This window comes from Coriobacteriia bacterium, assembly GCA_016649875.1.
GTDB lineage: Bacteria > Actinomycetota > Coriobacteriia > WRKU01 > JAENWW01 > JAENWW01.
Genome location: JAENWW010000005.1, coordinates 20221 through 40792, shown reverse-complemented (window position 1 = coordinate 40792; position 20572 = coordinate 20221). Strand labels below are relative to the sequence as shown.

Sequence of the window (20572 nt, the reverse complement as noted above, 5' to 3'; positions counted from 1 at the left end):
ATGCACCTTTAGGCTTTCTTAATCGTGGCGCCGACCATTTCAACACATTCGGGCGCATTCGCCGAATAATAAGCTCCGATCTGTGCAGCCCACTCGGGGGTGACGACCGCACCTCCGACTAACACAGGAATATTCGGAAAGCGCGAAACGACGAGCTTTTTCGTCGCTTCCATGGAGGGTAGCGTCGTGGTCATAAGTGCCGAAAGACACACGGCATCGGCAGTTGTGGCGGCTTCTAAAATCGTTTCGGGAGCGACATCGACACCGAGGTCGTGCACCTCGAAACCCTGTGATTCGAGCAACGATATGCAGATGTCTTTGCCGATCGAGTGGATGTCGCCTTTCACCGTCGCGAAAACGACACGCCCTTTCGTCGAAGCGGCCGCATCGGTCGAGTTCAAATACGATTTCGCACGAGCGACACCGGCTTTCATCGCATCGGCGGCGGCCATCAACTGAGGGAGGAACACCTCTCCTCGTCCGAAGCCGTCCCCGAGATGCTTGATCGCCGGAGTCAAAACATCACCGATGATTTCAGCCGGCGTAAGCCCTTGTTCGATGAGTACGTCGACATGCGCCGGGGCACCTTGCGCGTCTCCTTGAGAGATGGCACGGCGCAACTCGACCTCCGGGTCATATGCGGCGTCGGTAGGCCGGCGAGCCTCTTCGGCAGACGTCGAACCTTTCCCCCTCTCGAGTGCGCGTTCGAGCAGCAGGCTGAATTCACGACGTGCGGTCGTAGCATGCGAAACTCCGTTTTCGCGCCCCGAATTGATAGTCCTCACGGCTTCTGAAATGAGCGAATCGTTGGGATTCACAATCGCACAATCAAGCCCGAGAGAGGCGGCCGCGGTCAAAAATGCGGCATTGAGCACTCCGCGCATAGGTAGCCCGTGGCTGACGTTGGATACACCGAGCATCACATTGAGCCCGGCCTTTTTCACAAGCGCCGTCGCGTCAAGCGTGACTTCCGGAGCATCGGGGTCGGCCGCGGCGGCCATGACCAAAGAGTCCACCAGCAAATCTTTGTCGGGAATCCCGAGGCCGTTTGCAATGACGCGCACATGCTCGACCACGGCGAGGCGCCCTTCGGCAGTTTTGGGTATACCGTTTTCATCGAGCGCGAGCACCACAAGCGCCGCTCCGTATTTTTTAGCCAACGGCAATACCGCCTCATAGGACTCCGGCTCGCCGTTGACGCTGTTGATGAGTGCTTTGCCCGGGTAGATGCGAAGTGCCGCCTCGAGCGCCGCATAGTCGGTGGTATCGAGGACCAGCGGAGTATCAATGACGCCGGTCAGCGCAGCGACTGCTTTGGGGAGCATCTCACACGCGTTCACGCCTGCGGCACCGACATTCACGTCGAGCAAATCCGCATGTGCCTCGCTTTGCTGCGCACCGTAACGGCGCACGATGCTCATCGAACCGGCGAGCAAACTCTCTTTCAGTTCGGGCTTCCCCGTCGGGTTGATGCGCTCGCCGATTACCCGCAGGGGACCGGCACCGATTTCAACGTAAGCACGAGACGAAGCGACGACCGTCGTTGAAAACCCGCGCGGAACCTCGACACAATATTTTCCACTGATCTCAATCGCAATCGCTCCCGTGAATTTCGGGGTAGTACCACAACATGAACCGACACCGGCAAGACCGGCCTCGCGAGCCAAAATCGCAAAACGCGCCATTTCATCGGGCGTTCCGGGAAACACCGTTTTTCCCCTGAAGTCGAGAGTCGGAATCCCTGCATTCGGCTGCGCGAATACGGGCAACGTGGTGGCCTTGACCATGGCGCGCGCGTTATCAATCATATGCTCGGGTCCGACGCCGCAGTTCATGCCGACGGCATCGGCTCCGGCCGCCTCCAAAATAATGGCGGCTGTAGCGGAGTCGGTTCCCGAAAGGTCCATGCGGCCGTTTTGTCCGAACGTGCCGCAAGCGATCACGGGAAGGTTCGAAACCGATTTGCAGGCAAGAACCGCCGCACGCAATTCGGCGATATCGGTGAATGTCTCAAGCAGAAACGCATCGGGATTCTCAGATGCGAGGGCACGCGCCTGCTCGGCGAAAAGGGCGAATACCTCCTCGAAGGGAACGGTACCCAAAGGCTCCATCACCAAGCCGGTCGGCCCCATGTCAGCCAGAATGTGCGGTGCACCGCCCGACCGGGCGAGGCGGACGCCCGCGCGGTTTATCTCCTCGAGTTGATTTTCGAGATTAAACTCCGCAAGCTTGGTTCGCGAACCCCCGAATGTGTTCGACGTGGCACAGTCGGACCCGGCCATATGGTAAGAAGTGTGGATTTGCTGAATCATGTCGGGCTCGACGATATTCAAGAACTCGGGACAGGTCCCCGGCTCCATGCCGGCTCGCTGAAGCATGGTTCCCATGGCTCCTTCGAGAACCAGTATGTCTTTCCCAAAACGCACTTGGATATCAGGCATCGGTATCCTCCTCATTTTCTCGCGCGTCGAGCTCCAAGCGATTCTGAACGTAAGAACCCGTCAAAAACCACATGAACGCCACCCACCCGAATCCGAACGCCAATAGCTCGAGCAGCGTGCCGAACCCGTTGACGGATATATACGTTTTCATCTGACTGGAGAATAACCCATAAGCGGCGATACCGAGCGTCACGACCCAAAACGCAAGGCCGAGATTCCGGTGATAGCTATGGGCTGCTTTCCCGCGCATTTTCGCACCGATGATAAACGTGGCACAATAGGCGATTCCCACAAACAGAAACCAAACGAATCCCATTTGGATAAAGCGCATGAAACTGTCGGTGGTACCGGGAAGACTCATCGTGTTGCCCCTTTTTATGTCCAATGATGGAAGTGTCCTCTATTTTAACATTGCGCACCTCAAACTTCGCTAATTACGCACGTTTATCGAAAGGATCGGAAAAGCCAAAGTTTATCCACCAACTCTCCACGTTCGTTTCATGCTCACTACAAAGCTTCCTGCCATACTGATGGTGCGGGACGAATTCCATTTGCACCCCCCTTTGCAAATTACCCGCGCACATACAGGCACCGATGGTGCCACCATATCCCCCTCCCTTGTTTGGATCGACCCCTTCAAAAAAGGGGTCGATCTGCGTTTTATAAAACCTATCAATCACTAGGTGAAACGGCCTTTTTGTACTAGAATAAAAGGAGACGTTTCGGGTTGATTAATGCTTGTATATCCATGAGGAGTACTAAGTGAAAATCGTAGCCATCGACGCCGGCCGAGGACACTGCAACGTAAGTCGCTCAGTCGAAGTCGCCGCACAAGCGGCGGAGCAAGCGGGAGCATACGTTCAACGATTCAATTTGCGCGATCTGCGCATTCGTCCCTGCACCAACTGCCACCTGTGCATCACTGGCGACGGGTGCAAAGTCCACGATGATCTCGAAATACTGAGTGCTGCGATTTCTCAATCCAACGGTATTATCTTCGGTATCCCCGATTCGAGAAAACGACGCGCACAAGAGTGCAACAGCATGCTCGATCGTCTCTCGAGTTATTTCGGTGACAAAGGACAACTCAAACTCCCGGGATTCACCGATACCTCGGTGCCTCAAGTCCCCCTCGCACAAGCGACGAAACGCGCGGTTATAATCACCGCAACACGATCCGAAACTCCGATTGCAACGTTCTTCAGCGCATCACGCGGGACCATCCGTGAACTTCGCTCGACACTCGCCGCGACGAGCATCTCGCCCATCGGGTCTCTCGAAGTCAGCGATCGGCTGCAAAACGGTCGCCTCACGGCCGATGACATGAACAGAGCCACCTCGTTGGGACGCATCTTGGCAGGCAGATTCTAGGTCCCGCCTTAGCCCCCCGCTATCGCTACTTTCAAACCTCGACTTTCGCAAAGACTACCGCCCGAGCAGCATATCCATCACCTGTTTGCCCGGATCGAGCACCAGCCCCGTCGCTTGGGCCGCGCGCTCGCTATAGGCGAATGCGCCGTTGGAATCGATACCGGCGCCCCACACGATGAAAGGCACCGGTTCGTTGACGTGAGTTTTCAACTCGACCGGCGTCGGGTGATCCGGCATCGCAAGCACGCGAACGTCTCCGCTGTTTATCGCATATCCCAAGATTCGCGACATCACTTTTCGATCGATATTCTCAAGCGCCTTCACTTTCCCTGCGGCATCTCCGGCATGGCCCATCTCGTCGGGCGCTTCGATATGAATGACCACAAGATCATGCTCGTCGAGAGCGGAAAGACTTTTGTAGGCCTGTTTCGCATAATCGTTATCCGGCCCGTCGGTCACGCCTTCTATCAAAAGTCTGTCGAGACCGAAAATCTCGGCGAGTCCGAAAAGAAGATCGACACCGCTCGAAAGCGCAACGCTGACACCGAACTTTTCTTCGAACTGAAGCATTTTGCGAGGCGCCGCACCCGGCCAAAACGGCCAAATATCGGTGCAGGGAAATTTGCCCGCCGCAATTCGTTCCTCATTTGTCGAATCGATTGCAAGTATCTCGTGGGCTCGCTCCATCAAGTCGAGAAGCAATTCTGCTCCGTTTCCGCGCGGCAGATGTCCTTCTATCGACTTATCGGAGATGTCATGCGGAGGAGTGTACTCGAGTTCGAGAAGTTCGGGGTGACTCTTGATCACCAGGATATGGCGATAGCCGACTCCGGGATAAAACGTGAAAGTGTCGTCGTTGAGCTCGGCGGCGAGACGGTGCACCATGGCCGCCGATTCCGCCGTGGTGACATGTCCGCAGGCATAACTTTTCATCATGGAATTTTCGAGTGTGACCGTATTGATGCGCATGGCTATCTCGTCATCGGAAAGCGTAATGCCGGCTGCGGCTGCCTCGATTGCGGCGCGCCCGATGTAATCTTCAAGCGGATCATAGCCCAGAATCGACGTACATGCTGCAGAGGAACTCGGCTCACAGCTGTCGGGAACGGTTTTGGCCAAACCGACGATTCCTTCACGTGCCATGGAGTCGAGTATCGGTATTCCCGCCGACTCAAGGGATGTCTGCTCTCCGAGTTCTGCCAAGGCATGACCTGCGGCGCCATCCAAAATCACAATCACATATTTCATGCGAACTCCTCAACGTCTCGTCATCAGTAAACTCGTACGCCACCGGCCCGCAAGCAAAATCCATCTGAAAAATCTTGAACCCGAGCACAAATTCATACGTCCAACCTTTATTATAAAGTAGAATGAAACGCATACCCGGTACAACCGGTGAACGCTCGGCGATAAGGTTTACCGACGCAATCGCGAAGGACGCCGACAACTCTTGAGGAGAGCTAAACGTGGTTCGATTTATCGATACGAGGACGGGCGTTGGTACCGGCCTGACTTTCAGCGATGTCATCATCAAAGGAATCGCTGAAAGCGGTGGTTTGTTCGTCCCCGACCGTCTGCCCGTCGTTTCCCCGGCAGAAGTCATCGCGCTCACCCCGATGAGCTATGCGAAGCGAGCAGCTTTCATTTATAAAAAGCTCAAACTCGACATTGATGACGAGACAATCGATGAAATCTCTTCGGCCTCCTACGGCTCTCAATTCGACGATAAGCGCATTGCTTGCGTCGAAACCATCGACGAACACACACATGTGCTCGAACTTTGGCACGGGCCGACGAGTGCCTTCAAAGACATGGCGCTACAATGCATGCCTCGCTTCTTCTCGGCAGCTCTTGAAAAGAAACGTGCCGCAGGGGAACAAACCGACGACATGCTCATTTTGGTTGCCACGAGCGGAGACACCGGCAAAGCCGCTCTCCAAGGATTCGCAGACCGTGAACGATGCAAAATCGCCGTTCTCTACCCCGAAAACGGTGTGTCGCAAATCCAACGTATGCAGATGGTCACTCAGAAGGGCGACAACGTCGCAGTCTACGGGGTGCGCGGTAACTTCGACGATTGCCAAAATACCGTGAAAGCAGTCTTCAACGACAAAGTGTTCAACGAATGGCTTCATGAACATAAAGCGCTCCGACTTTCGAGTGCGAACTCGATTAACTTCGGGCGTCTCATGCCGCAAATCGTCTATTATTTCAGCGCCGTCGCCGATCTTCTCGCCTCGGGCGGATTGAAAGAGGGCGAGCTGCTCGATATCTGCGTGCCGACCGGTAACTTCGGCAATATACTGGGCGCTTTCTACGCGAAGCGCATGGGGGCGCCGATCGGACGCCTCATTTGCGCCTCGAACGAAAACAAGATTTTGACCGACTTCATCTCGACGGGAACCTACGACATTTCCCATCGCTCATTCATCAAAACGCCTTCGCCGAGCATGGATATCCTCATATCCAGCAACTTGGAGCGCCTCTTGTTCCATCTGGCCGACGGAGAGCGCGTCGCCCGGTGGATGGATGAACTCAACGAGAAAAAGAAGTTCACCGTCGATAAGGAAACATTTGCCGAAATTCGCGCGCTTCTGAGCGCCGACTACGTTACCAACGAGGAGTCGCTTGAAACGCTCTCTCGCATTTGGAAAGATCACGGCTATCTGTGCGATCCGCACACCGCAGTCGCGTGGGAAGTCGGTGAACGTCTGCGCACCCCCGGCGCTCCGCTCCTCATCGTATCGACCGCGCATTGGGCTAAATTCGCGACCGACGTTCTCCGTGCGCTCAGCGATATACCGGCCGGACAGCCGTTGACCGGGTCTTGTGCGACGCACAGCGAGTTCGAACAACTCGACGACATCGTAGCGCTCGCCCGAAACGCCGGCCCCGTGCCTTTGGGCTTGGCAAATCTCGTCCACGCTCATGAACGTTTTTCATGCTCCATCGATGCGGGAGCGTCATCCTTGGAAAACGCCTTGGAGGCGCTGTGAGCGACGAAAGAAGCGCACTTCAAAACCTTGTAACCACACTCTTCCTGCATGAATCGGCCGTCACACGTCTCGATGTGATTTTGCGCGCCGAGAGTTCCGATTTCGACGAGGGACTGCAAGAAATCGTCGAACTGTTACCACCGGGTGTCTACCAGCGTCAACGGCTCTGCGACCAGCTCAATTCATCGCTCAAGGGGCACGGCTGGACGAGAAAATACGGTACGGTGGACTGATTGCTCCGTCTGTAGTTTATGGCTTGCTACGCGGCCTCGGAACGCGCCTCTGACTTTTTGCAGGCGAATTTCAACCAACAGAATCCGATTATCCCCGAAATGACCGATGCGGCGAGAATGGCGATTTTCGCCTCCGCCATCATCTCAGTCGCATCCGCCCCGCGGAAAGCGATGTTCGAGACGAAAATCGACATGGTGAATCCGATACCGGCGAGAAGCGCACCTCCGAAAAGATGTTTGAAATTCATCCCCTTCGGCATGTTAAAAAGTCCCGTTTTGATTCCGAGCCAACTGACTCCGAAGACGCCCAACGGCTTGCCGAGCACAAGGCCGAGCACGACACCGAGTCCGACTTTCCCCAGTGAAAACCCACCGTTGCCCACTATACGAATTTCGGCATTCGCCAAAGCGAAAAGTGGCAAAATGAAAAAGTTCGACATCGGCAAAATCGCATGTTCGAGGCGCTGCAGAGGAGATGCAACACGCATGGCGGCCTGCGAGATACCGTAAGCGAGAACCTGTTGATCGTCATTTTCGAGAATATGACTTTCCGGGCTGTGCACTTCCTCGATTTTCCGTGAACGCAACCGCAAGAACCGGGTGAACACAAGCGGGTCGATTTTGGCAGTCGCCGGAATGGTGAATGCGGCGATTACTCCGGCAAGTGTCGCGTGTATTCCCGAATTTAAGAAAGCAAACCAAAGGATGACGGCAAAAATTATATAAGGAATCGAACTATCGACTTTCATTCTATTTAAAAGAATCATGACTCCGAGGGGAATTAAGGCAAAAGCCAGCCACCCCCACACCACATTTGAAGAATAAAATACTCCGATGACGATGATGGCGCCGATGTCGTCTGCTACGGCCAGTGTCGACAGAAACACTTTAAGTGAACGAGGGATGCTACTACCGAGGAGCGCAAGCGCTCCGAGAGCAAACGCGATATCGGTCGCCATCGGAATACCCCAGCCGCTGGCGCCTTCTCCCCCGTGATTCACGAACGTATATATAAGCGCCGGAGCGAGTATACCGCCGAGCGCAGCCATGACCGGCAGAGCGGCCCCTTTTAAAGTTGACAACTCTCCGACGAGAATTTCGCGTTTGATTTCAAGCCCGACGACGAAGAAGAATATCGCCATAAGAGCATCGTCAATCCATTCAATGTAGGAGTGTCCGAATGCAAACGAACCCGAAAATATTCCGGCCTCCATGCTCCACAAGTGATTGAGCGAGCCGAATAAACTCGTATTTGCCATGATAAGCGCGGCAATCGTCGCTATGAGCATAACTACTGCGCCAGCGGCTTCATATTGAAAGAAATCTTGGAAACCAGTAATGATAGTTTGCCTCAGATTTGTTTTTTTCTGCATCGCATAATCCTTATAAAAAGCTGTTCTCAATCCGACAATGTGTAGCGCGCGAGAATATCAGATACGTATTCTTAAAAAGTGACTATTCTTGGGTATCATGTTAACGCATTCGGATGTCGTCGCCTAACCTCCCCCCTTAAGTCGGCGAATCAGCAAAGCAAAAGGTGCGCATATGCGCACCTTTTTTCATACCCGGAAAGTGATCCACCCTTCAATTGTACAGGGTCACCCCTGCACGAAAAGAAACGGATTTGTTAACCGAATCTCCCCGTGATATATGATTCGGTACGCGGATCGATCGGTTTCGAGAACAGCTGTACCGTCGGCGCGATCTCGACAAGTCCAGCAGGACGCTCCATCGATTCTCGGAGCATGAACGCCGTTCTGTCACTCACACGAGCCGCTTGATGCATGCTGTGGGTAACGATCACGATAGTGATATCCTTCTTCAACTCGAGAATCGTACTCTCGATCATTTCGGTGGAAATGGGGTCGAGTGCCGAACACGGCTCGTCCATCAACAGCACTTCGGGGCTCGTGGCAAGCGCCCGCGCTATGCAAAGTCGTTGTTGTTGACCCCCGGAGAGCTGAAGCGCGTTCTTTTTCAAGCTCGTCTTGACTTCATCCCAAAGCGCCGCTCTCCTCAAGGAATCCTCGACGATCGAATCGAGTTCCTCTTTTTTTCTCACGCCTTGCGTCCGCGGACCGTAGGCGATATTTTCATATATCGACAAAGGAAACGGATTGGCCTTCTGGAAAACTTGGCCGACGCGCATTCTCAGTTCGACCGGGCTGTAGCCGTTCTCATAGATGTCTTGTCCATCGAGAAGAATCTTACCGGTCACACGAGCGTTTCCGAATTCATCGTTCATGCGATTCAGACAGCGCAGCAGCGTCGACTTACCGCACCCGCTCGGTCCGATGAGTGCGAGCACCGAACGCGGCTCTATCATCATATCGATGTGCTCAACCACGATTTCCTTACCGTATGCCACGGAAACATCTTCGAGTTCGAATGCTCCGGAAAGTTCTTCTACCATGTGAGTTTTCTCCGCCTTCTGCTACGCCACGTCGCCGCAAGCGCACTGATTATACTGAGCATTCCGACGAGCACCAACGCTGTTCCCCATACGATTTTGGGAGCGGGAACCGTCGGCTGTGTCGCCATGATGTAGAGATGATAGGGCAAGGCCATCGAAGGCTGCGTCACGCTTGTCGGAGTGGCCGCGAAGAACGCGACACCCGTGAACAATATCGGAGCAGTCTCCCCCGCTGCGCGCGAAAGACCCAAAATCGCCCCGGTGATTATACCTGGAAGCGCCGTCGGCACCACGATGCGATACGTCGTCCGCCACTTCGTCGCGCCGAGCGCGAGCGAGGCACGCCGAAGTTCCATCGGAAGTTGCTTGAGCGCCTCCTCCGTAGAAGTGATGACGACGGGCAACGTCACACATGCCAAGGTGAGCCCCATCGCCAGAATGGACTTCTGAAAACCGAGCGCGATTGAAAACGCCGCATAACCGAACAGTCCGTAAATCACCGAAGGGATACCGGCCATGTTGGCAATGGCCACGTGGAGGAACCGCGCAAAGGGCGAACCGTTGGAAAATTCGGAGAGATATATACCCGTCGCGATACCGACCGGAAGCGAGAAGAGAGCCGTCAAACCGACGAGCCACAACGTTCCGGCAATCGCCGGCCAGATGCCGCCCTGAGTCATCCGGTCTTTTGGCGATCCGAAGATGAACTCCCACGAAATGCTGCCGGCACCTCGATATATGATGTAACCGAAAATCGCAAAGACGACTGCCACGACGAGTGCGAGCGCCGCCCCCGTGATGATGCGCGCAACAGCCTCTCTACGCAAAAGCGAGCGTACACGCGGCGAGGTCGCTTTGCTCATTCTCCTCGGCACCGTCTCGTTTGAAGATCCCATTCCCATGGCTCAGCTCCATTTTTTCTTTTGTCGATCGAGAATCACATCGGCGAAAAGGTTGATGACGAACGTCCAAGCGAAGAGCACGAGGCCCATGGTGAACAGCGCAGAATAGTGCAGGCCACCATGCATGACTTCGCCTGTTTCTTGAGCGATGGTACCTGTCAGTGTTCGCGCCGCCATAAAGGGCGAAGACGGTAAAATGCCCGCATTGCCGGCCAGCATGAGCACGACCATGGTCTCCCCGATGGCACGTCCGAGCCCGAGCATCACCGCAGCGAATATTCCCGACGATGCCGCAGGCAAAATAATCTTCACGGCGGTTTGCCACCGTGTGCTTCCCAGCGCAAGCGAACCGCGTCTCAAATCATCGGGCACCGAACGCAGGGCATCTTCGGATATCGAAATGATCGTCGGTAAACAGACGATGCCGACGATAAGCCCCGCGCTCAGTCCGGTCAGTCCCGAATCGAGATGAAACGATGTTTTGATCAGAGGCACGACTATATATAAACCGATGAGACCGAACACCACCGAGGGAACGGCAGCCATGAATTCGATAATCGTCTTGCCGAACTCTTTGACGACGGGACGCGCGAATTCTGAAAGATAAACCGCGGCGGCCACGCCGAGTGGGACGCTGAGCAGCAGCGCGACGAGCGTTACCCAAAACGATCCGAGTTCGGAGGGAAGGAACCCGAATTCGGCCGGGTCCGACGTCGGATACCAGCTGGTCCCCTTCAACATGGAGAGGAGACCGACCTCGCCCATCGACTTCATCGCACTTTGCACGAGGAAGACGCAAATCGAGGCAAGTATGGCGATGGCCGTGAAAGCCAGCAACGTGATGAGCGCGCGCGCCGTCACGTCAGCCGCCCGAGACATTCTCAGGCGGCTTTTCAGTGAGCGTTGTTTACCGAGTTTAATCAACGTATACCACATTCTTCAACGGAAAGGTTACTTACCGAGGGCGACGAATCCCTCTTGTTGGACTATCTTTTGTCCGGCGTCACTCAGTATCCAGTCGAGATACTTCTTCGCTGCTCCGGTCGGTGCCCCGTTCGAATACATGTACAGGTCGCGGGAAAGCGTATAGCTGCCATCCTTGACGGCCGCGACGGTCGCCGCCTTGCCGTCTACTTCGAGAACGGAGATTGCCGGATTTTCGTAACCCATACCGACATAGCCGATTGCGTTTGCGTTACCTTTGACCTCATCGACGATTGATTGGTTCGACTGCATGCTGCGCATGGATTTCGCGTACTTTGCGTTTGCGCCGACCACCGCCGTGCTGAAGAACTCATAGGTTCCCGAAGAGGTATCGCGACCGAGGAGAACGATGGGGGCGTCTTTGCCGCCGACTTCTTTCCAGTTGGTTGTCTCGCCGCGATAGATCTTTCCAAGTTGATCGGTGCTCAGCCCCTTGACACTATTCGCGCTGTTGACGATGACGGCGATACCGTCACGCGCCACGGCGGTTTCTTTCGGCGTACGACCCGCGCTTTTATCCGCGGCGATCTCTTCTGCCTTCATTTTGCGACTGGCATCGGCGAAATCGACGGTTCCGTTTACCAAAGAAACGATACCGACTCCCGAACCACCGCCCTTGACAGTTATTGCCACGCCGGAATTCGATCCCATATAGCTCTCGGCCCACGCTTGGGCGAGATTGATCAGCGTATCGGATCCTTCGATGGTAATTGTCCCGCTCTGCGCCTGAGACGTATCGCCTCCGGAGCTCTTGGTACCTCCACAACCGACGAGCACAAACACCAATGCCGCAGTCGCTGCGACCGTTCCAAGCATCTTGATCCAGTTTCTAACCTTCACAGATGTCTCCTTCCGAAAGTTTTCCCTGCGCCTCATCGACGCATCGCCTACATGAGTAAAGATACCCGTGCACAATCTTTGAGTGGTTAGGGGAATGTAAAAAGGAAACGGCAAATGTAAAGTCTTCGTTAAGCAGAGTTTTCCTCCCTGTTTTCACGTGTAGAATAGACGCATGGAAAAGATACTTATCATCGAAGATGATTTCGCCATCCGGCAAAGCGTGGAGTTCGCCTTACGCAGGCTCGACTATGAAGTCAAGTCACTTGCGGAGGGAACGAACGCTTTGAGCACCATTGAAAAATTCGCGCCCGACCTCATCATTCTCGATATCATGCTTCCGGGCATGGACGGCTTCGAAATCACCGAACGCGTCCGTGAAACCGATCCCCATACCGTCATATTGATAGTGAGCGCACTGGGAGAGAGCACCGACAAAGTCGCCGGCCTCACGTTGGGCGCCGACGACTACATCCCCAAACCGTTTTCGCTCGAAGAGCTCGTCGCGCGCGTGAAGGCAAACCTACGACGCGCCGGTTCGGAATCGATTCCGGTCGACAAACTGTTCGAAGTCGGCGATGTCGCCATAAACACCGGCACACGTTCGGTGAGTGTCGGTGGTACCGCCGTCGAGCTGCGCCCGAAAGAGTTCGACCTGCTCGCCCTCATCGTCGCGGCGGCCGGAGACGTGTGTACGCGTCAAGAAATCGCCGAGAAAGTCTGGGGGTATGAGCATCTCACTTCGTCGCGCACCATCGACGTTCACGTGAGACGCCTCCGTTTGCTCGTCGAAGACCCGTCGCGCTACACCTTTCTCAAAACCGTGCATGGAGTCGGATATCAGCTTTCCGTCGAGGAAAAACCGAAAGGAAACCTCCGATGAGCGCCTACGGAGATAAAATACCCCGCTTGGTGAAAAAAGAGACCATCGACAATGTCGCGCACACCATCGAGCGCGTTTCCGCGGGCAATTTCAGCGGCTCGACGCTTCCACCCTCCGGAACGCTTGCCCCCATCATTCGTGAAATCAATGCACTGAAGAAGAACATCGGACGAGAAATCGTGCTCCTCGACGAAGAGCGCAATCGACTCAGCCACATCGTCGATGTGCTCCCCGATGCGATTCTGCTGTTCGAAGAAGACCAACTCATTCTGTTCAACGCCGCGGCGACGAGACTGTTCGGAATCGTGCAGACGCACGTCCACAAGACGATGGCGGACATTCCCCTACCGCAGTCTATAAAACTCGAGCTGAAAAAAACAGCAGCACGCGTCGAAGGACGAGCCGCCGCTCGAGAAGCCGGCACGTCGGCCGCAGAGGCAAAGGGGCAGACGCTCTCGATCATCGTCGATTTCGACCGCTTCCAAAATACGTATAAGGTGACTTCAACGCAGTTTCCCGCTCAAAATGCGAATCGTGCGATGGAACTCCTCAGCATCACCGATACCACGAAGCAGTCGAAAAACGATCTCATGCGAAAGGACTTCGTGATCGCGGCGAGCCACGAGCTCAAAACACCGGTCGCGGGCATCAATCTCATTGGTGAGACCGCGCTTCTGGCGCTCGAAGACGGCGATGTCGCCACCGTTCACTCGTTTCTCGAACAGATCCAAACCGAAGCCCGCGGATTGCAACATCTCGTGTCCGACCTCCTCGACCTTTCACGCTATGAGCGCGAAACATCTGAAATACACGCAATCATAGACATGATTCCCGTCGTGAAAACCATCACTTCGACGCGTCGAAAACTCGCAGCCGATGAGAATGTATCCCTCGAAACGATCTTCAAGACGGATGACACCGAAGAGTTGCTCGTGCGCGCAAATGAGACCGATCTCACCATCATTCTCGACAATCTCATCGACAATGCGCTCACCTACACGGATCGAGGCACCGTCACAGTGACGGTCGGGTGCGAGAAATCCAGCGGAGTCATCAGCGTGTGCGACACCGGAATCGGAATTGCGCCCGAAGACATATCGCGAATATTCGAAAGATTTTATCGTGTGGATAAAAGCAGGTCACGCAGAAGCGGAGGTACCGGCCTCGGTTTGGCGCTGGTAAAACACGCCGTGAGGGAGATAGGTGGCGAAATTTCGGTATCGTCCGATTTCGGTAAGGGTACCTGTTTCACGGTCACCTTACCTCTCGCACGCTGAGAGCATGCGAACTACGCGCAATCACCTCAGAGAATGACGTCCGATGTGCCCGATGCGATTGAGCGCAGTCGCGCCCGAGATCACCGCCACCGCCAAAAGCCAAGCCGCCGCCACATCACTGGGATAATGAACGCCGAGGTAGACGCGAGACACACCGACGAGCACCGCATAGATGAGGCACCCCGCGCATGCCAACGCCTTCACGAAAAGCGAAGGCGTTGGAGCGACGAGTATCACCTCCATGGCGGCCAGTGCGAAGCACATACTTGCCATGGAGTGTCCGGAGGGTAAACTCGAGGACGAGGGAAGCGTGATGAGTGCGAGCGCCGCCTCGGGACGCACGCGTTTAAGCACCAGCTTGAGCACATTCGCCAAGCCGGCGCCCAGCATGACGAGTGCGAGAGTGAAGTTCGCATCGTCGACGCGACCGATATGTCTCAGATAGAGAAAAAGTGTGAGCGTCAAAAGAGTGACACCGATGAAGCCGCCGGCATAGGTCATGAACTTCATGAATACATCGAAACTCGGCGTTCGCAATGATTGAATTTTTTCGGTGACCATATTATCGAAGCGCAGGATTGCATCGGATGTGTTGATGTCATCGGTGATCTCATAGAATCCATAGAGGGACAGGCCGGTCATAATGAACGCGACCGCCACCGAGGTCCATTTCACGATGCATCCATAAAACGAGAAGCGACCTGCTTTTTGCGAGAGAGAATCCCGTCCATCCAGGCGCTTCCGTCTTTCAAAGTGATGCCGAGCGCGCGTTCCGCCCTGCGTTCTTTGCCGGCGACGAACATCTCGGATCCTTCGCGAATGATATCGGTAGCCATCAATACGACGATGTCATAACCCTTCGCTTCGAGAAGATCGCCCATTTCTTTCTTAACGGCCTCCCGATTATCGAGTACTTCGGAAATATCTATTGTTTCGTATTGTCCGATGGCGATAACGAGGTCTCCGACCCGGTACTCCTTGATGTCGGCATTGAGCGCATCCTTCGCACTGAATTTTGCGCCGTTACTTTTCGATTTGAAGAGCTCCATACCGTACGCCCTATAATCGATGTCGAGCATCGCTGCGAGTTTTGCAACGATTTCATGATCGACTTTTGTGGTGGTCGGCGACTTCAACACCACCGTGTCGGTGAGAAGAGCCGAAATGAGAATACCGGCGATTTCGCGCGGCATATCGACATTTTGCTCGAAGAATCGCAAAGCGACGATGGTCGCCGTCGATCCGACGGGCATATTGAGGAAGAGGATCGGCCCAGCCGACTGAATGTCTCCGACTCGATGATGGTCGACGATTTCAACCACAGCGGCATCTTCGATGCCGACCGCGGACTGTAGGTGCTCATTATGATCGACGAGCACGACGCGACGCTTGCCGCCACGCGCGACATCGGTACGCGTCAAGATACCGACACACCGACGATCTCCGTCGACCACGACCAGCTCACGCTGAGCGCTCGAAAACAGATCGCTCGAAGCCTCGCTCAAGAGACTCTCGGAAGTCGTCAGGGTAAGCTCGGTGTCCATGATATCGCCCACCGATTGAGCGAGTGAAACCTTGCGCGCGACTTCGTATGAACCGAACTCCGTCAAGATGATGACCGTGCCTTTTTCACGAGCAAGGTCGAGAACTTCTCGTGCCGGCATTTTCCCCATCGTGACGATCAGCACTCCGGCACCGGCCTCGATAGCAATCGGTTGTGTTCGTATACGGTTGCCGACGATTACCGCATCTCCGGGCGTAATCACGCTCGCGACCGTCTCGGGTTCGTCTGCGGCGATATGCACACGTCCCGCTATTATCTGCTCCGCGTCTCCTGCGATGATTTCGCCGGAAACCGCACGCGCGAGAAGGCTCACCGTAACGGATCGCTCAGCGAATCCGACAATCTCTGTTTCCTCGAGATATTGAGTCGCCAAGCTATGCTGGCTGAGAAGTCCGATGACTCGGCCTTCATCATCGACGACGGGTAATGCGCGCGGGCCGTGTCCACGCATGATATCGCCGGCATCGATCATGGGTTGATTTGCAGTGATGGTGACGACCTCGGAAGACATAACGTCACCGACACGAGTGTGGATGTGGCTGATGTATTCGGGAAGCGTGGCACCCCAACGCTCGAACACCCACTGCGTTTCGCGCGGAACATCGCCCAGTCGCGCCGGTATATAGGTATTTTCAGAATCGACGATGTTCTTCAAATGCGCGTAGGCAACCGCCGAACATATGGAATCGTTGTCGGGATGACGATGTCCGAATACATAAATTGGTTTCACAGGTTGGTCCTTTGTCATGAGTAGTTATATAACCCTACTGTATTTTAACGATTGGAGCGTAACCTACCAACAACTTTTTAGTTCCCGCAGTTCCGTCGAAGGCGATTTCCACCGAATCTCCCGATGCTCCGACAACCGTACCGCGCCCGAACGTCTTGTGATCGATACGATCGTCGACGGCGAACTGGACTTTTTCATGCGCTTTTTTACGAGAAGGGGAGTTCGCCGAACCGAACGAGGCCACACGGCTCTTGCCGGTGGCGACGGCCGCGTCGTCGAACACGTAGCTCCCGCCGAGATAACGCGATGTCCCGGCGCCGTGCGATGATGTCGCTCGGCGGTCGCCTCGTTTGTCGTGGCCGAATCCGCCGTAATCTCTCGAACCTATCCCGGCGATTTCGAGAAGCTCGTTAGGAATCTCATCAATGAAACGACTCGCAGGATTGCATGAAGTCGAGCCGAACGTCATACGCGTCGCCGCGCGGGATAAGAAGAGCTGTTTGCGCGCTCTGGTTATGGCGACATAGGCAAGGCGGCGCTCCTCCTCGACTCCGGATTCGGAAAAAATCGAGTTCTGATGGGGGAATATCCCCTCTTCGAGCCCGGACACGAATACGACGGGGAACTCGAGGCCTTTGGCGGTGTGGATCGTCATGAGCGTGACGGCGTCGTCATCGGCGGACACGCTGTCAAGGTCGGTTCTCAATGCGAGGAATTCCATGAAACCGGCAAGCGTGTTCTCCTCATCGTCGTGCTCTTGCGCGTAGTCGGCGACCACGCTGACGAACTCTTTGATGTTCTCGGCGCGCGCGAGGGATTCATCGGTGCGCTCTATTTCAAGCGAGCGCAAATACCCCGACTTGTCGACGATCATTTCGACGATATCGACCAAGCCGCCCTCCATGCCGCGCATAGCATCGAGCATATGGGCGAAATCATCGAGTGAGGTAATCGCATTCGACCGAAGGGCGCCTTCTTCCACGGCGAGTTTTATGCCCGCCTCGAACGTGACTCCCTTGTCATATGCCAAACCGGACACGTGATCGATGGTTGTTTTTCCGAGCGCGCGGCGCGGAACGTTGATAATGCGTTTCACCGATATGTCATCATCAGAGTTGAGCACGACTTTGAGATAGGCCATGACGTTTCGAATCTCGACGCGCGCGAAAAACTTCGTGCCGCCCACCAAGCGATACGGAATACCCGCGCGCAAGAATGCATCCTCGAAATTTCGACTTTGGGCGTTCGTGCGGTAAAAGACCGCACAATCGCCGTAAAGATGCGTACCGTCGGCGGTGAGACGATCGATTTCACCGGCGATGTAATTCGCCTCGTCTTTTTCCGTGGTCGCCAGATAGAGTTTTATTTTCTCCCCGCGCGCGGAGTCGGTGAACAGCTTCTTGTCTTTACGACCGGTGTTATTGGACACGACGGCATTGGCCGCATCGAGTATATTTTGCGTCGAGCGATAATTTTGCTCGAGTTTCACCACGTGCGCCTCGGGATAATCCTTTTCGAATTCGAGAATGTTGGTGATATCGGCGCCGCGCCACGAGTAGATCGACTGATCGTCGTCCCCGACCACCATGAGGTTATGGTGCTTTTCAGCGAGCAGATTCGTGATTTTATACTGGGCATGGTTGGTGTCTTGGTACTCGTCGACGTGAATATAGCGGAAGCGGTTCTGATACGCCTCAAGTACATCGCGATGTTTCTCGAAAAGCACGACCGTGTTGAGGAGCAGGTCGTCGAAATCCATGGCGTTCGCCATTTTCAGGCGGCGCTCGTATTCCGCATAGATTTGAGCCGTCACCTTTTCGGGCGGCGTCGAGGCGCGGGCGGCGTATTCGTTTGCGGACATGAGACTGCTTTTCGCCGTGGATATACGACCGCGAATCGAATTGATCGTCCAATTTTTATCATCGACGCTCAACGTTTGCATGATTTCTTTTACCAGCCGTTTTTGATCATCGTCGTCGTAAATGGTGAAGTTGCGCGTGAAGCCGATGCGCTCTCCGTCCGCGCGCAAAATACGCACACACATCGCGTGAAACGTCGCCACCCACATAGAAGCGACATCGCCCCCGATTTGTTTGTGGAGGCGACTGCGCATCTCCGCCGCGGCTTTGTTGGTGAAGGTGATGGCCAGAATCTGACTGGGATAGATGCCAAGGTCGTTGATGAGGCGCGCGATGCGACTGGTCAAGACGCGCGTCTTGCCGGAACCGGCACCGGCCAACACCAACAACGGCCCCTCGATGGTCAGAACGGCTTCTTTCTGGCGAGGGTTGAGTGTATCGAGATCAAGCACTGTTACTCCGAGACAGGCACACTTCGTTCGCGCCGAATGATTGATTTCGCTTATCGGGGTTTCACCGACGATTGAGGTGAAAACCGCTTCTTCTATCCTATCATGGCACGCGTGCGGTGCATTGAATCGACATGAGCACACATGCCTCATCCGTCCGACTCGAAAAGTTGCTATTTGCCCGTGGAACTCTTTGCGGATTTTTCCAATGCCGCCTCGTAAACGGCATTCACGACCATGCGGATATCACCGAGCATCGTACGAATGTACTCGGCATCGATGTCATTTTGTTTGCGACTCGCATGCGCACGGTCGGTCTGGTGCGCAATCTGGTTGCGGCGGCTGCTGGCCTGATCGACTATGGTGCGTAACGTGCGCGCGTCCAGCTTGCCCTGCGACAACCCCTCGAGTGCTTCCAAGGATATCCCGATCATCTTGAGTGCTTCTGTGAACCGGATATAGCTGATGAGCGGCTGTTTTTCATAGGCGCGCATAACGGTTTTGGCAAACCACGCGTCATCATCGAGGCTTTTGATACCTGCGCGATAATCCTTCATCGTTATGGGGTAGGCGCGAAACTCTCGCGTATCGTCCCACTCGCCGAGGAATATCTTCGTCATTCCGAACACCGTGAACTCATGCATGAAAAAATCGAACGCCGATTCGATCTGCACGACCTGCGCGCGGAGAAGATCGTCGGCCACATCTTTATCATCGGCGAGCATCTGCTCGGCCACATGCGTCAGACGCTTGACGCTTTTGATGTTGGTGTGAAAGCGGGTGTAGATGGTACCGAGCTTGACATCGGTGACCGGCTCGAGCCTTACGGATTCCGTTGACACGGGAGCCGACTTCGGCTGAGCTTTGGGCGCAGACTTCGGCTGTTGTTTGGGAGCCTGCTTTTGTTGGGCCCTGGGTTGCTGCTTCGGCTGTTGCTGTTGCTTGGCTTGCGGCTGTTGTTTCGGTTGTTGCTGCGGCTTCGGCGTCTGCTTGACTTGCGGCTTCGGCGCGGGCGTACCCGAATCGGACGGCACAGCACGTCTGCGCGGCACTCTCTCCTGCGGAGCGCGCGAACCTTCGGGAGCCTCCCCGTTTTCAATCGCTTCTAGTTTTTTTCGTATCTGTGGGAACTGCATATATTCACCGTTGTCTCGTATGACATAAGAAAACCGCGCCTTTCCTTTTATTTTACCCTATTGCAAGAACGAGGAGAGACGCGGTCAAAAACCCCTTACAGACCGAGCAAACGGTCGAGGGCGTAGATTCCCGGCCCGGTGAGTGCCACGCAAACCGCGGCAGCCATAATCGCCACGTTATACTCATATCCGCCCTGCACCGCCCAGTAGCCGTTTTTGCGCAAAGCGGTGAAGATGCAGACTATCATCACGGCAACGATGCCGAACGCCGCAAGAGGCGTGAGCAGTCCGAAAGCGAAGAACAATCCGCTACCGAGTTCGCCGAGGCCAGCCAACACCGCATAGCGCTTGCCCGGCTTCATGCCGAGCGATTCGAACCAAACCACGGTGCCGGCGATGCCGCCTCCTCCGAATAGTCCGAACAATTTTTGCGAACCTTGCGCCGCAAGCGTAAGACCGATAACGAGTCTTAATATCAATAGTCCCAAAGATGCCAA

The 20572-nt window shown here is 55.0% G+C and carries 19 protein-coding genes; 5 read left to right on the top strand and 14 right to left on the bottom strand.

Annotation, left to right across the window (positions count from 1 at the left end):
- Positions 1–8 precede the first annotated feature (8 nt).
- The 3 genes from JJE36_03035 to JJE36_03025 form a co-directional block, all read right to left on the bottom strand.
- Entirely contained in the window at positions 9–2441 is a 2433-nt protein-coding gene (locus tag JJE36_03035) for a homocysteine S-methyltransferase family protein (GenBank protein MBK5211276.1), read from the bottom strand.
- A complete protein-coding gene (locus tag JJE36_03030; protein MBK5211275.1) occupies positions 2434–2802 on the bottom strand; it encodes a hypothetical protein in 369 nt (122 codons plus the stop codon). The genes JJE36_03035 and JJE36_03030 overlap by 8 nt, the downstream gene beginning before the upstream one ends.
- Positions 2803–2875: 73 nt before the next feature.
- Entirely contained in the window at positions 2876–3121 is a 246-nt protein-coding gene (locus tag JJE36_03025; protein MBK5211274.1) for a hypothetical protein, read from the bottom strand.
- 82 nt (positions 3122–3203) lie between these two features.
- Between JJE36_03025 and JJE36_03020 the strand changes: the two genes are divergently transcribed.
- Complete coding sequence (locus tag JJE36_03020) at positions 3204–3812, top strand: NAD(P)H-dependent oxidoreductase (GenBank protein MBK5211273.1); 609 nt, start codon at positions 3204–3206, stop codon at positions 3810–3812.
- A 54-nt stretch (positions 3813–3866) separates the two neighbouring features.
- Here JJE36_03020 and JJE36_03015 read toward each other — a convergent pair whose 3' ends face one another.
- Positions 3867–5060: a cofactor-independent phosphoglycerate mutase gene (locus JJE36_03015; protein ID MBK5211272.1), complete on the bottom strand. Its 1194-nt coding sequence runs from the start codon at positions 5058–5060 to the stop codon at positions 3867–3869.
- Between the two features lie 218 nt (positions 5061–5278).
- Here JJE36_03015 and JJE36_03010 point away from each other — a divergent pair, with 218 nt between their 5' ends.
- Positions 5279–6808 (top strand): threonine synthase, encoded by a 1530-nt coding sequence (locus JJE36_03010; protein ID MBK5211271.1) that lies wholly within the window; start codon positions 5279–5281, stop codon positions 6806–6808.
- Positions 6805–7041 carry a hypothetical protein gene (locus JJE36_03005; GenBank protein MBK5211270.1) on the top strand — a complete coding sequence of 79 codons (237 nt, stop codon included), beginning with the start codon at positions 6805–6807 and terminating at the stop codon, positions 7039–7041. The genes JJE36_03010 and JJE36_03005 overlap by 4 nt, the downstream gene beginning before the upstream one ends.
- Before the next feature lie 26 nt (positions 7042–7067).
- Here JJE36_03005 and nhaA read toward each other — a convergent pair whose 3' ends face one another.
- The 5 genes from nhaA to JJE36_02980 form a co-directional block, all read right to left on the bottom strand.
- Positions 7068–8414: a Na+/H+ antiporter NhaA gene (nhaA, locus tag JJE36_03000; GenBank protein ID MBK5211269.1), complete on the bottom strand. Its 1347-nt coding sequence runs from the start codon at positions 8412–8414 to the stop codon at positions 7068–7070.
- A gap of 254 nt (positions 8415–8668) precedes the next feature.
- Positions 8669–9454 carry a phosphate ABC transporter ATP-binding protein gene (gene pstB / locus JJE36_02995; GenBank protein ID MBK5211268.1) on the bottom strand — a complete coding sequence of 262 codons (786 nt, stop codon included), beginning with the start codon at positions 9452–9454 and terminating at the stop codon, positions 8669–8671.
- A complete protein-coding gene (pstA, locus tag JJE36_02990; GenBank protein MBK5211267.1) occupies positions 9448–10317 on the bottom strand; it encodes a phosphate ABC transporter permease PstA in 870 nt (289 codons plus the stop codon). Before pstA ends, pstB begins: the two co-directional genes overlap by 7 nt.
- A gap of 42 nt (positions 10318–10359) precedes the next feature.
- A complete protein-coding gene (gene pstC / locus JJE36_02985) occupies positions 10360–11235 on the bottom strand; it encodes a phosphate ABC transporter permease subunit PstC (GenBank protein MBK5211266.1) in 876 nt (291 codons plus the stop codon).
- Between the two features lie 72 nt (positions 11236–11307).
- On the bottom strand, positions 11308–12180 hold the full coding sequence (locus JJE36_02980; protein MBK5211265.1) for a PstS family phosphate ABC transporter substrate-binding protein: 873 nt from the start codon (positions 12178–12180) through the stop codon (positions 11308–11310).
- A gap of 172 nt (positions 12181–12352) precedes the next feature.
- Between JJE36_02980 and JJE36_02975 the strand changes: the two genes are divergently transcribed.
- Together JJE36_02975 and JJE36_02970 are read left to right on the top strand one after the other, a co-directional pair.
- Positions 12353–13060, top strand: a complete 708-nt coding sequence (locus JJE36_02975) for a response regulator transcription factor (GenBank protein ID MBK5211264.1) — start codon at positions 12353–12355, stop codon at positions 13058–13060.
- The gene (locus JJE36_02970; GenBank protein ID MBK5211263.1) at positions 13057–14337 is read left to right on the top strand and encodes an ATP-binding protein; all 1281 of its coding nucleotides are present in this window, start codon (positions 13057–13059) and stop codon (positions 14335–14337) included. Before JJE36_02975 ends, JJE36_02970 begins: the two co-directional genes overlap by 4 nt.
- A gap of 21 nt (positions 14338–14358) precedes the next feature.
- On the opposite strand, the gene JJE36_02965 is transcribed toward JJE36_02970, so the two are convergent.
- From JJE36_02965 to JJE36_02945, 5 genes are all read right to left on the bottom strand, one after another.
- A complete protein-coding gene (locus JJE36_02965; GenBank protein ID MBK5211262.1) occupies positions 14359–15012 on the bottom strand; it encodes a phosphatase PAP2 family protein in 654 nt (217 codons plus the stop codon).
- Positions 15009–16631, bottom strand: a complete 1623-nt coding sequence (locus tag JJE36_02960; protein MBK5211261.1) for a putative manganese-dependent inorganic diphosphatase — start codon at positions 16629–16631, stop codon at positions 15009–15011. Before JJE36_02960 ends, JJE36_02965 begins: the two co-directional genes overlap by 4 nt.
- Positions 16632–16665: 34 nt before the next feature.
- Entirely contained in the window at positions 16666–18942 is a 2277-nt protein-coding gene (pcrA, locus tag JJE36_02955) for a DNA helicase PcrA (GenBank protein ID MBK5211260.1), read from the bottom strand.
- A 170-nt stretch (positions 18943–19112) separates the two neighbouring features.
- Complete coding sequence (locus JJE36_02950) at positions 19113–20075, bottom strand: hypothetical protein (GenBank protein ID MBK5211259.1); 963 nt, start codon at positions 20073–20075, stop codon at positions 19113–19115.
- Between the two features lie 95 nt (positions 20076–20170).
- Positions 20171–20572, bottom strand: coding sequence for a DoxX family protein (locus JJE36_02945; GenBank protein ID MBK5211258.1), 402 nt, complete (start codon positions 20570–20572; stop codon positions 20171–20173).